This window comes from Mesorhizobium sp. YC-39 (assembly GCF_025753795.1).
Lineage (GTDB): Bacteria > Pseudomonadota > Alphaproteobacteria > Rhizobiales > Rhizobiaceae > Mesorhizobium.
Genome location: NZ_JAOWPS010000003.1, coordinates 200,812 through 214,112 on the forward strand (window position 1 = coordinate 200,812; position 13,301 = coordinate 214,112).

8 protein-coding genes are annotated in these 13,301 nt (G+C 62.3%); 2 read left to right on the plus strand and 6 right to left on the minus strand.

The features are described from left to right. Positions 1-19: 19 nt before the first annotated feature. The 4 genes from OHD62_RS17680 to OHD62_RS17695 all read right to left on the minus strand — a co-directional run bounded on the left by OHD62_RS17680 (position 20) and on the right by OHD62_RS17695 (position 5,928). A complete protein-coding gene (locus OHD62_RS17680) occupies positions 20-397 on the minus strand; it encodes a hypothetical protein (protein ID WP_263784150.1) in 378 nt (125 codons plus the stop codon). A 355-nt stretch (positions 398-752) separates the two neighbouring features. After that, a protein-coding gene (gene prfB, locus OHD62_RS17685; RefSeq protein WP_263784151.1) for a peptide chain release factor 2 occupies positions 753-1,884 on the minus strand; the annotation gives its coding sequence in 2 pieces (ribosomal slippage) (positions 753-1,817 and positions 1,819-1,884; 1,131 coding nt in all). 111 nt (positions 1,885-1,995) lie between these two features. Further along, positions 1,996-4,452 carry a penicillin-binding protein 1A gene (locus tag OHD62_RS17690; RefSeq protein WP_263784152.1) on the minus strand — a complete coding sequence of 819 codons (2,457 nt, stop codon included), beginning with the start codon at positions 4,450-4,452 and terminating at the stop codon, positions 1,996-1,998. A 213-nt stretch (positions 4,453-4,665) separates the two neighbouring features. Next, a complete protein-coding gene (locus OHD62_RS17695) occupies positions 4,666-5,928 on the minus strand; it encodes an N-acetylmuramoyl-L-alanine amidase (RefSeq protein ID WP_263784153.1) in 1,263 nt (420 codons plus the stop codon). Positions 5,929-6,579: 651 nt separating this feature from the next. Between OHD62_RS17695 and OHD62_RS17700 the strand changes: the two genes are divergently transcribed. Beyond that, positions 6,580-9,555, plus strand: coding sequence for a ribonuclease E/G (locus OHD62_RS17700; protein ID WP_263784154.1), 2,976 nt, complete (start codon positions 6,580-6,582; stop codon positions 9,553-9,555). 97 nt (positions 9,556-9,652) lie between these two features. Here OHD62_RS17700 and OHD62_RS17705 read toward each other — a convergent pair whose 3' ends face one another. Both OHD62_RS17705 and OHD62_RS17710 read right to left on the minus strand, forming a co-directional pair. After that, positions 9,653-10,582, minus strand: coding sequence for a glutaminase (locus OHD62_RS17705; RefSeq protein ID WP_263784155.1), 930 nt, complete (start codon positions 10,580-10,582; stop codon positions 9,653-9,655). An 11-nt stretch (positions 10,583-10,593) separates the two neighbouring features. Beyond that, complete coding sequence (locus OHD62_RS17710; RefSeq protein ID WP_263784156.1) at positions 10,594-11,742, minus strand: pyridoxal phosphate-dependent aminotransferase; 1,149 nt, start codon at positions 11,740-11,742, stop codon at positions 10,594-10,596. A 144-nt stretch (positions 11,743-11,886) separates the two neighbouring features. On the opposite strand from OHD62_RS17710, the gene OHD62_RS17715 reads away from it, so the two are divergent. Beyond that, positions 11,887-13,281: a M48 family metalloprotease gene (locus OHD62_RS17715; RefSeq protein WP_263784157.1), complete on the plus strand. Its 1,395-nt coding sequence runs from the start codon at positions 11,887-11,889 to the stop codon at positions 13,279-13,281. The last annotated feature ends 20 nt before the right edge of the window (positions 13,282-13,301 follow it).

Sequence of the window (13,301 nt, forward strand, 5' to 3'; positions counted from 1 at the left end):
GCACGTCGCTCTAATGCGCTCAGTAGGAGCGCGGCGGCACGAACAGGCAGATGGTCTTGCCGGCGTCGAGGCCAGCCTGATGAGCGCACCAGTGGAACTCGCCATCCGGGCTGTCCTTGACCCGCTTGTCGGTCATGGGAACAACCTCGCCCGTGCCGGCAATCACATAGCCCTCAGGTTTTTCCAGGACTTCGCCCGTATGGGTCGTGCGGCAATCATAATTCGCACAGCAGGCGAATGGATAGCTCCAGCCTTGCGGCATCGCCGCGGTCGGCGTGGCATCGTGTGCAAACGCAGGCGCCGTCAGCACCGCGATCGCCCCGGTTGTGAACAAGGAGAACAAGAGTCGGCCCGCCGTTTGTACGGCTGAAGCCGATCGGGTCATTGAAGCAGGCATGGGCGCAGTCCTATCACACGAGTTATCAAGCGTTTCGCTTGCCCCGCCCAGAACGTGTCTTCCCAGTAGCCGGATCGTCAGGTCGCAGATATGCCGCGTCCGGCCATAAATGCTTTTACTCCCAAGCCCTGGATGCTGGGCTGATTCCTTGGTTGGCGCAAGAAATTGCTGATACTTCAGCCCAACAACCGACTGCGCATCAATTCCGGAAACCGCAAACGGTTCCGGAGAGGATCACGCGAACGATCAAATATTAGAACATACTGTTATGAGCCGTTTTCGGCACTCGGCTTTAAATCCGAAACCGAGCCGGCTTGCTCGACGACATGGCGGTCGAGAGGCCGCAAACCGGCCGTCAGTCGATGTCAGCCACCGCTTCGCCAGCGCCGCCCTCGATGCGCTGCGACAGCGAGGCTTCCATGAAATCGTCGAGGTCGCCATCCAGCACGCTCGACGGGCTTGTGCTCTCGACGCCGGTGCGCAGATCCTTCACCAACTGATAGGGCTGCAGCACGTAGGAGCGGATCTGGTGGCCCCAGCCGATATCGCTCTTCGACGCTTCGGTGGCATTGGCCACCGCCTCGCGCTTCTTCAACTCTTCCTCGTAGAGTCGCGAGCGCAGCATCTCCCAGGCTTTCGCCTTGTTCTTGTGCTGGGAGCGTTCAGCCTGGCAGGCGACCGCGATGCCGGTGGCGAGATGGGTGATGCGGACCGCCGAATCGGTGGTGTTGACGTGCTGGCCGCCCGATCCGGACGACCGATAGGTGTCGATGCGGACATCGGATTCGGAAACGTCGATCTCGATCGTGTCGTCGATGACGGGATAGACCCAGACGCTGGCGAAAGACGTGTGGCGGCGCGCGTTGCTGTCATAGGGGGAAATGCGCACGAGACGGTGGACACCGGATTCCGTCTTCAGCCATCCATAGGCGTTGTGGCCCTTGATCAGCAGCGTGGCGGACTTGATGCCGGCTTCTTCGCCGTCATGCACTTCCAGCACCTCCACCTTGAAGCGCCGCCGCTCGGCCCAGCGCGTGTACATGCGCAGAAGCATCGAAGCCCAGTCCTGGCTCTCGGTGCCGCCGGCGCCGGCATGGATTTCGAGATAGCTGTCGTTGGCGTCCGCCTCGCCCGAAAGCAGCGTTTCGATCTGGCGAGCCTTTGCTTCGCCGCGCATCGAGCGGATCGAAGCTTCAGCCTCGGCGACGACGCTCTCGTCGCCCTCTTCCTCGCCAAGCTGAATCAGGCCAACATTGTCGTCCAGCGCCTGGGTGAGGCCTTTGACCGCCGCGATGCCTTCCTCCAGACCTTGGCGTTCGCGCATTAGCTTCTGCGCTTCCAAAGGTTCGTTCCAGAGACTCGAATCCTCGGCGCGCACATTCAGGTATTCAAGCCGCTTTATGGCCTGATCCCAGTCAAAGATGCCTCCTCAGCAGGGTTATCGCCTGCCTGATTTCGTCGACGATGTTTTGCGTTTCCGCGCGCATGGCTGGTCGTTCTGTCCTGTTGGTGAGTCGGCGCGATACATAGGGACGACGCTGTCGCCTGTAAAGCGAAATGGCCGGCTCGAAAGCCGGCCCCACGCCATGTCACTGATATCAGTAGAGGCCGCCGCCGCCCGACTGGATGGCCTGATTAGCCTGCGGCGACAGCGACCCGCCAGAGGCGTTGGATCCATCCGCGCCCATGCCGATCACCCAATAGCTGTCGGCAGGACCGGTGCCCGGCTTGAAGGCTTCGATAATGGTGCCTGCGGCGCCCTCGCTGGCGCGCATGCCGGTCTTGCGATTGATGGCGATCAGTTTCATGCCTTCGGGGACCTGGAAATCGACATTGGGCGTGCCGTCCAGCGCCACGCGCATGAAGTCCTTGAAGATCGGCGCGGCAAGGCCGCCACCGGTCGCGCCTTTGCCGAGACCTTTCGGCTGGTCGTAACCCATATAAAGGCCAACGACGAGATTGGGCGTGTAGCCGATGAACCAGGCATCCTTCTCGTCATTCGTCGTTCCGGTCTTGCCGGCGATGTGGCGGCCGAGTTCGGCGATGGTGGCGCCGGTACCGCGCTGCACGACGCCTTCCATCATCGAGGTGATCTGATAGGCGGTCATCGGATCGAGCACCTGCTCGGAATTGTCGACGAGTTCCGGCTCGGGCTGGTTCTGCCATTCGGCAGCATTGCAATTTTCGCAACCGCGTTCGTCCTGCTTGAACACCGTCTTGCCGTAACGGTCCTGGATGCGGTCGATCAGCGACGGCTTGATCGACTTGCCGCCATTGGCCATGATCGAATAGGCCGACACCATGCGCATCACGGTCGTCTCGCCCGAACCCAGCGCCATCGGCAGATACGGCGCCAGATGATCATAGACGCCGAAGCGTTCGGCATATTCCACGACCAGCTTCATGCCCATGTCGTTGGCGAGGCGCACCGTCATCAGATTGCGCGACTTCTCGATGCCGGACCGCAAGGTCGCCGGTCCGGCCACCGTTCCGTCGTAGTTCTTCGGCGTCCAGGTCGTGTTGCCGCTTTGGATGGTGATTGGCCCGTCCATGATCACCGAAGCCGGCGTATAGCCATTGTCGAGGGCGGCCGAATAGACGATCGGCTTGAACGATGAACCCGGCTGGCGCATGGCCTGCGTCGCACGGTTGAATTCGGATTGCGCGTAGGAGAAGCCGCCGACCATGGCCAGAACGCGGCCGGTATGCGGATCCATGGCGATCAAGCCGCCTTCCACTTCGGGAACCTGGCGCACGCTGTAGGCGTTGTCCGAACCTTCGTTCTTCTGCACAAAGATGACGTCGCCGGGCTTCAACACATCAGCCGGGGACTTGGCCTTAACCGTCCTGCCATCGACCACATGACGCATGGCGAAGCTCATGTCCTCGCGGCTCACCGTGCCCTCGACGCGCTCCTTCACAAGGTCGCCCGAGATTTGCCGCGTCGGCTGAAGGCCTATGGACAGGCCGCTTGCCGAACTGTCGAGAACGACGGCGAGCGACCATTCGGGCACGTCCTCCAGCCCCTTGACGTTACCCAAAGGCACGCCCCAGTCGCCGGAAACGTCGATATGCGTCACCGGTCCGCGATAGCCGCGCAGCGTATCGTATTTGAGCAATCCGTTCTGCATCGCCTTGCGAGCGATGAGCTGCATCTTCGGATCGAGCGTCGTGCGCACTGACAGACCGCCCTCATAGAGCGCGTTCTCGCCATAGCGCGCGATGATCTGGCGGCGCACTTCCTCGGTGAAATACTCGCCGGCGAACAGATAGGTGCCGGTTCGGCGCGGCGTGACGCCGAGCGGCTCGGCCTTGGCTTTCTCGCCCTCTTCATGCGTGACGTAGCCATTTTCGACCATCTGGTCGATGACCCAGTTGCGGCGCTCCAGCGCACGGTCGGCATGCTTGAAGGGATGGTAGTTGTTGGGGCCTTTCGGCAAGGACGCCAGATAGGCTGCTTCCGCCACGGTGAGCTCGTTCACCGACTTGTCGAAATAGGTGAGCGCGGCGCCGGCGACGCCATAGGCGCCGAACCCGAAGAAGATCTCGTTCAGATAAAGCTCGAGGATCCGGTCCTTCGAATAGGCCTGCTCGATGCGGAAGGCGAGGATCATCTCCTTGATCTTGCGCTCGTAGGTCTGGTCCGAGGTCAACAGGAAATTCTTCGCCACCTGCTGGGTGATGGTCGAGGCGCCAACCTGTCGCTTGCCCGATCCGAAATTCTGCAGATTGACCAGGACCGCGCGGCCAAGGCCGGTCATGTCGATGCCGGGGTGGTTGTAGAAATTCTTGTCCTCGGCCGACAGGAATGCCGCTTTGACACGGTCCGGCACCGCCTGGATCGGTAAATACAGGCGCCGTTCGCGCGCATATTCGGCCATTAGCGCGCCGTCCGACGCATGGATGCGGGTCGTAACCGGCGGCTCATACTTGGCCAGGACCTCGTAGTCGGGCAGATCCTTCGACAAATGGCTGATATAGATCGCCACGCCCGCCGCGACCAAAAGGGCCAGCGCCGTGCCGATGCCGAAGAAATAGCCAATGAGACGAATCATGCCCGCTCCAGTCCTTGGTCCGGGAATCTCCTAAACGAAGCCGCCTTTCACGCAAGCTTTCGAGACGATCCCGATCCGCATTCGAAAACCCATGTCGCCACCATGTGGGTAAAATACGGCAGGCCAGGATTTCGGTTTCGAATACGTGATATAAAAGCACAGGGTGTTGTCACCGTGCAACGCTGCCCCTGGTTGTGGGCGACGGCCGACATATCAGCCTCCGGTTCCTGTTCCGGTCTTGGCTGAAGCAAACAGCGCGACGGCGTTGGTTATGCTCTGGGCTGCCTTGCCGCGCCAGTCGGCGCTGAGCAATTGCGCCTCGTCCTTGGCATTGGAGAGATAGCCAAGCTCTACAAGCACGGACGGGACGTCCGGCGCCTTCAGCACCTTGAAGCCGGCCGAACGCTGTGGATTGTTGATGAGACCGACGCTGCTGGAAAGCTGGCCGACCAGAGTATGGGCGAAACTCATCGAAAAACTGTGCGTTTCGCGGCGGATCAGGTCGATCAGAATATCGGTCACTTCCTTGTTGTCGTCCTTGATCTCCATGCCGGCGAACTGGTCGGAGAGGTTTTCACGGTCGGCAAGCGCCTGGGCTTGCGGGTCGGAAGCCTTGTCGGAGACGGTGTAAACGGTTGCGCCGCGGATGCCCTTGACGCTGATCGTGTCGGCATGGATCGAGATGAGCAGGTCGGCCTCGTGCTGGCGGGCAATGCGCACGCGGTCGTCCAGCCGCAGGAACTGGTCGCTCTCGCGCGTCATGAACACGTCGTATTTGCCGACCGCGGCAAGCTTGTCGCGCAATTCTGCGGCGAAGGCGAGCGTGACGTTCTTTTCGATCGTGCCGTTCAGACCTTCGGCACCGCCGTCGATGCCGCCATGGCCAGGATCGATGACCACGGTAAAGCGATGGCCGGGATTGGAGACCGGCCCGGTGCCGACCCGGCCACCCTTGTCGGCGGAGACCGTCGAACCGGTGGTCAGCGCCTGGTTGGCAAGTGCGGCGTCGAATTCCCGCGCCGACGCCGCCGACATGTCAATGGCGATGCGGTAGCCGTTGCCGTCCTCGTTCTTGAGCACGTCGAGCCTGTCTATGGCGAATGGACCCTTGCCGGTGAGGATCAGCCGCGAGACCCCCTCACCCAGATCGCCGTAGCGCACATTCCTGACCAGGCCACGCGACTTCACGTCCTTGGCATTGATGGCGAATTGCGTGCTTGGCAGATCGATGACCAGGCGGTTGGGACCGCGCAGGAGGAACCATTTGATGTCGGGTTCGCGATCGAAATTGACGACGATGCGCATCTTGGTGGCGTCGCCGGCCATCTTGTAACTGGTCGCGCGGAGCGGCGTCTCGACGGCAAACGAAACCGGCGGGAAAGCCAGACAAACGGCAAGCAGCAACAGCAGGCAGGCAGGCAGGCAGAAAATGCCTCCGACACGCCTGCCCTTGTCTGTGAAGCCTGCCAGTCCCATTTTCTTTCCAGTCGCTCCGGTTTGGCGCCAGACGGCGGTCGTCTTGTCGAAGTGCCGGTTAAGCCGCGAACTCGATTAACGATTGGTATCCAGAGAAGGTTAACCAAGCCTTTTCATGCAAGGCGGAAACCCTGTACTTGCCGTAACGGAACTGCTTTTTGCCGGCATCGGAAATCGGGGTTGCCTTCCAACCCGCCAAATCATAAAAGCGATGGTGGATCACTGCAATCCTGGAACCGTCCTCTTCCGCAGCTTCCTGCTATCAGGTTAGACGAAAGGCGGCTCCTTCGCTTCAGGCGAAAAGGCATCAGGTGATCGCGACGAATTTCGCAGGTGTGCGCCCGTGGCGGGGGAATCGCCTGCGTGAGGAAAACGGCCGGGATTGTTCCGCGCCGGCTCTGTACGAGCAAACAAGCTGGTCCGGATTTTCCGGGCTTTGGTTCAAAAAGGATCCGCTGGTTACGATGGCTTCAAGCGCAATCATGGAAAGGTCCGCAGCAAACCGCGCCATTGTGGCAGCGGGCGGCACCGTCATGGCGCTCAAGCGGCGGCCGGCGGATGTTCAAATGTCCGGCACCCATGTTCATCCGCAGCGGCGGGCCTTGCCCCGCGACCTGCGACCGATGACGGCTGCCGGCGGGAAACGAAATAATGCCCAACAAGATGCTGATAGACGCCTCCCACCCGGAGGAAACACGTGTTGTCGTCGTTCGCGGTAACCGTATCGAAGAATTCGACTTTGAATCGCAGGACAAGAAGCAGCTCAAAGGAAACATCTACCTCGCCCGCGTAACCCGCGTCGAACCCTCCCTTCAGGCAGCCTTTGTCGAATATGGCGGCAACCGTCACGGTTTTCTCGCCTTCAGTGAAATTCACCCCGACTATTACCAGATTCCGGTCGCCGACCGTCAGGCGCTGCTGCGCGCGGAAGCGCAGGAAGCCTTGGACGAAGAAGACGAGGACGGCGAAGGCGACGACCGCCAGAGCCGCGATCGCGGCCGGCGGGGTCGCCGCCGTGGCGGCAAGGGCCGCGAGCGCGGCGAACACAAGCGCGATGCAGGTGCCGCCGATTCCAGCGAAAGTGACGAAAGCAGCGACACTGGCGAGGATGCCGTCGCCGAAAGCACCGGCGCGGTTTCGCAAAATGCGGACGATTCGTCCGAAGCGGCCGAGCACGTCACTGAGTACGAGGTCGCCGACAATGACACCACGGAATCGGGCGAGGCCGAGCCTTCCGAAGGCGGACCGACGTCGATTGCGGCAATCGTCGAAGCCGATGTGATTTCCGAATCAGTACCGCAGGCGGAGCCCAACGTCGAAGCCACATCCGCCGACCCAAGTGGCGAAGCCACGTCCTCCGACAATGACCGCGGCATGCTGGAAGAGGTGCAATCCTCGCATCTGGACGACCATGAGGTCGAATCGGTCGGCGCCGAGGATGCACTGGAGGAAGTGCGCAACCGCCGCAAGCCGGTGCGCCGCCAGTACAAGATCCAGGAAGTGATCAAGCGCCGGCAGATCCTGCTGGTGCAGGTCGTCAAGGAAGAGCGCGGCAACAAGGGTGCGGCGCTCACCACTTATCTCTCGCTTGCCGGCCGCTATTCGGTGTTGATGCCGAACACGGCGCGCGGCGGCGGCATTTCGCGCAAGATCACCAACGCACAGGACCGCAAGCGACTGAAGGAGGTCGTCGCCGATCTCGAAGTGCCGCAAGGCATGGGCGTCATCCTGCGCACCGCCGGCGAAAGCCGCACCAAGGCCGAAATCAAGCGCGACTACGAATATCTGATGCGGCTTTGGGAAAACGTCCGCAATCTGACGCTGCAGTCCACGGCGCCTGCCCTGGTCTATGAGGAAGGCAGCCTGATCAAGCGCTCGGTGCGCGATCTCTACAACAAGGACATCGACGAGATCCTGGTTTCCGGCGACGAAGGCTACCGCGAGGCCAAGGACTTCATGCGCATGCTGATGCCGAGCCACGCCAAGGTCGTGCAGCCGTTCCGCGACACGACGCCGATCTTCGTGCGCAATGGCATCGAGGCTCAGCTCGACCGCATGCTGCAGCCGCAGGTGACGCTGAAGAGCGGCGGCTACATCATCATCAACCAGACCGAAGCGCTGGTCGCCATCGACGTCAATTCGGGCCGCTCCACCAAGGAGCACTCGATCGAGGACACGGCACTCCACACTAATCTGGAAGCGGCCGAGGAAGTCGCGCGGCAGCTTCGGTTGCGCGATCTTGCCGGCCTGATCGTCATCGACTTCATCGACATGGAGGAGAACCGCAACAACCGCTCCGTCGAGAAGCGGCTGAAGGATCACCTCAAGAACGATCGCGCCCGCATCCAGGTCGGCCGCATCTCGCATTTCGGCCTGATGGAGATGTCGCGCCAGCGCATCCGCGCCAGCGTGCTGGAATCGACGATGAAGCCCTGTCCGCATTGCGGCGGCACCGGCCATGTGCGCTCCGATTCATCCGTCGCGCTGATGGTGGTGCGGGCGATCGAGGAATTCCTGCTCAAGGATTCACGTAGCCACATCACGGTGCGGACGCCGGCGGCGACCGCGCTCTACGTACTCAACCACAAGCGCGGCACGCTGGTCGAACTCGAAAGCCGCTTTGGCCTGACCATCACCATGGAGGCCGACGACACGGTCGGCGCCCAGCATTACGCGATCTTCCGCGGCGCGCTGGCGGAAAAGCCGGAGGGCTTCGTCGAGGCGCGCAGCCTGCCCAGCTATGTTGAGCCGGAAGAGCCCGAGGACGAAATCGTCATCGAGGATGAGGACGAGGCTCCCGTGCAAGCGGAGCAGCCGCGCCATGGCCAGCAGCCGCAGCAGCCAAGGCCCAGTGAGGATGGCGAAGGCCGCGATCGCAAGCGCCGCAAGCGCCGCAGACGGCGTGGCGGCAAGGATCGCGACCGCGAGCATGGCGCGCCGGTGGTGGAAGGTGCTTCCGTCTCGATGCCGGCGGCTGGCGCCGCCACAGCGACAAATGATGAAAATACCGGCGCTGAACATGCCGGCGATGAAAATGCCAAAACCGACCAGGAAGCACCGGTCGGCGTCATCGATGCGGCGGAAGCTTCGGATGACGGCCAAGGCAAGAAGCGACGGCGCGGCAAGCGCGGCGGCAAGCGCAATCGCCGCGAAGACGGCGAAGACGCGACCGAAGCGGTAGCCGGCGAGACCGTCGAAAGCGCCGAAGCCGATGCGCCGGCAAGCGAAGCCGTGGCAATCGAGTCCGTGGCCGAGACGGTGGCGGCGGTATCGGCGGAAGAGCTTCCCTCTGCCGCCAACGACGACGTGCCGAGCGCCGAAAAGCCGAAAAAGAAGCGCGCATCAAGGTCGAAGAAGGCCGCGGTGGAAGTTGCCGCCGAGACGGTAGCCGAGGCGGCCCCTGTCGAGGATGCCGCACCAGCCGAGGCGACGACGCCTGTGCCTGCTCCGGCCGCCCCGGCGGTCGAGGAGGAGGAGGCGCCCGCCAATGCCCGCCCGACCCGGCGCAAGCCTGTGGCAATCGATGCCCCGGTCGTGCCGGTGGTCTCGTCGACCGTCGCCGAAGAGGCCAAGACCGAGGAAAAGCCGAAGCGTGCAGGCTGGTGGCAGAGGAAGGGCTTTTTCTAATATTTTCAGCTGTTTGTAATGATTTTCTGATCAAATAATCCCGCACGTTCCGAAAGGAGGTGCGGGATTTTTCCTGTCTGGGTGCTGCCTTCCGACGCTACGGCGCGAAGATCGACCAGTTCATCATCCTGGCCAACTTTTCCAGCGCGATCGAGCCCAGCTTGGAGTTGCCATTGGCGTTGAGGCCGGGTGACCACACGGCAAGCGAGGCGACGCCCGGCACAATCCCCAATATGCCGCCGCCGACGCCGCTCTTACCCGGGATGCCGACGCGGAAGGCAAAGTCGCCCGAGCCGTCATAGTGACCGCAGGTCAGCATCATCGCGCCGATGCGGCGGGCGCGTTCGGCCGACACGACGGAATGGCCGGTTGCCGGATTCTTGCCGCCATTGGCAAGGAAGCGGCCGGCCAGCGCCAGTTGCCGGCAGCTCATGGCAATGGCGCAGTGATGGAAATAGACGCCGAGCGCCAGCTCCGGCGCATGATGGAGATTGCCGAAGGATTTCATGTAGTTGGCAAGCGCGAAATTGCGATAGCCGGTGGCGCGCTCGGAGGCAGCGACCTCGCGGTCGATGACAACAGTGTCGTCATCGGCCAGGAACTGGATGAAGCGCAGGATCTCGCCGATCGCCTCGCGCGGCTGGTGGCCGGCGAGCAGAATATCGGAAATGACGATAGCGCCGGCATTGATGAACGGATTGCGCGGAATGCCGTTCTCATGCTCGAGCTGGACGATCGAGTTGAACGGGTTGCCCGAAGGCTCGCGCCCGACACGCTGCCACAGCGCATCACCGACATTGCCGAGCGCCAGCGTCAGCGTGAAAACCTTCGAAATGCTCTGGATGGAAAATGGTTCATCGGCGTCGCCCGCCATCAGCACGCGACCATCATTGGTCACGGCGGCGATGCCGAACTTCTTCGGATCGACCTTGCCGAGTTGCGGAATGTAGGTGGCGACCTCGCCACGATCCGCCCTTTCCGCCATTTCGGCGGCGACTTCGGCCAAAGCCTGTTCGAGTTCCGGCATTCGCGTCCTCGCTACTTCAGCCAGCGCTCGATGCGCGCCAACGCCTCGACCATGTCGTCGTGACTGCCGGCATAGGAAAAGCGCATATATCGATGGCCCTGGAGCGGGTCGAAATCGCGGCCGGGCGTCGCCGCGACATGCGCCTCGGCCAGCATTCTGCGCGCGAAACCCATGCTGTCGTTGGTATGCCTGGTGACATCGCAAAAGGCGTAGAAGGCGCCGTCCATCGGTGCCGCCAGCGCAAAGCCGAGTTCCGGCAGACGCTTCATCAACAGCTCGCGATTGCCCGCATAGCGCGCCTTCACCACCTCCAGCTCCCCGGTCGCCTTGAACGCCTCTATCGCCGCGATCTGGGAAAGCTCGGGCGGCGAGATGTAAAGGCTCTGGGCGATGCGCTCCACCGGCCGCACCAATTCTTCCGGCAGCACCATCCAGCCGATGCGCCAACCGGTCATGCAATAGTATTTCGAAAAGGAATTGATCACCGTCACATCAGGGCCATGGGCAAGCGCCGTCGTGTCGGGCGCGGTATAGGCCAGCCGATGATAGATCTCGTCGGAGATCACGGCGATGCCCAGCTCTTGCGCGGTCTTGACCAGTGCCGACAGCTCATCGGCAGGGATAACGGCACCGGTGGGGTTGGCCGGACTGGCGAACAGGACGCCCTTCAGCGGCTTCTTGCGGTGCGCGGCCTTCAGATGCCCGGCATGAAGATAGGCAGCGCCTTCAAGCTCGATCTCGACGATCTCGATGCCGAGCGCCGCCATGATGTTGCGATAGGCTGGATAGCCAGGTGCTGCAATGGCGACGCGATCGCCCGAATCAAACATTGCCAGGAAGGCGAGGTTGAAGGCCGCCGACGATCCGGTGGTGACGGCGATCCGGCTGGGCGGGACATCGAGCCCGTAGTGGTCTGCATAGTGCTCGGCGATTGCCCGGCGCAGGCCGGCCAAGCCCAGTGCATCGGTATAGCCGATGAGCCCCATCTTCAAGGCGTGAGCCGCCGCTTGCCTCACTCCGGTCGGCGCGGGATCGGACGGCTGACCAACAGCCATGGAAACGACCGAAACGCCCGACGCCTTCAGCCGATTCGCCTCCGCCAGAATGTCCATGGCGTGGAACGGCTCGACCTCACCGCGGCGTGAAAGTGAAACAACCATCTGACCTCACATCCTGCCGCCCGAAGCCGCTGGCCCCGGCAGCCGCGCCGCACAAATGCCCGATTGATGTGAGGATCACAAGTTCAGTAAGTTTTCGGTGCCGACTTTTCATCCTTCGCCCGCTCGTCTACCAGTGGACCTGCCATGTTGAGCCGACCCAGATCGACGATTGCCGGGACAGCGCGCGTCTTCGCGACGCTTTGGCTTGCCGTGATGCTGGCCGTGGCCGGCTCGGTCAATGCCTTCGCGCAAAACGTGCCGGTCGTGCGCGATGCCGAGATCGAAGCCCTGGTTCGCGATTACGCGCGGCCGATCTTCAAAGCGGCGGGCCTGTCAAACGATGCCATCGACATCGTCCTGGTCAACGACCAGAGTTTCAACGCCTTTGTTACCGGGCGCCGTCTGTTCATCAACACCGGCGCCTTGATGGAAGCGGAAACGCCCAATGAAATCATTGGCGTCATCGCCCATGAAGCCGGCCACATCGCCGGTGGTCACCAGCAGAAATTGCGCGAGCAGCTCGAACGCGCCAAGACGATGGCCATCATCGCGACGCTGCTTGGCGCCGGTGCCATCGTCGCCGGCGCCACGACCAACAGCCGCGGCCTCGCCGGCGCCGGCATGGGCGTTGCGGCAGGCGGCGGCGAGATGGCGCAACGCAGCATCCTTGCCTATCAGCGCACCGAAGAGATGACCGCCGACCGCTCGGCAATCACCTATCTCAACGCCACCGGCCAGTCCGGCATGGGCATGCTGAAGACGTTCGGCCGCTTCCAGAGCGCCCTGTCCCTGTCGGGCGCGCAGGTCGATCCCTACCGGATCAGCCATCCGATGCCGCGGGAGCGTATCGCCAATCTTGAAGTCCTGGTGAAGCAGAGCCCCTACGTCGACAAGGTCGACCCGCCAGCGCTGCAGCAGCGGCACGACATGATGCGCATCAAGATCGCCGCTTATATGGGTGGCCAGGCCGCCGCGTCGCGGCTGATGCGCAAGAATCCCGCCAGCCTCGCTTCGCAATATGGCCTTGCGCAGACGACCTATCTCTACGGCAATCTCAATGCCGCGCTCAGTAAGACCAATGCGCTGATCAAGGCGCAGCCGAAAAACCCCTATTTCCAGGAATTGCGCGGCGACATACTGATGAAGGCGAACAAACCGAAGGATGCCTCGGAAGCTTATGCCAAGGCAGCCAGCCTCGATCCCGCGCGATCCGGACTGCTGCCAGTCTCCTACGGCCAGGCGCTGATGGCCATCGGCACGCCGGATTCGCTGGAGAAGGCGGTGGTGCAAATCAACAAGGGGCTCGGGCGCGACCGGGAAAATGTTGCCGGCTACCGCTATCTGGCGCAGGCCTATGGCGAGCTCGGTAAGATCCCGGCCGCCGATCTTGCCACCGCGGAAGGCCATTTCTATTCCGGCGACTACAGGAATGCGAAGATCTTCGCCATGCGCGCGCAACAAAAGTTGAAGCGCGGCGAGCCGGGCTGGCTTCGCGCGCAGGACATCATAAACTACGCGCCATCGGGCAAGAAAAAGTGAACCTTCCGGCAATTGCGGCG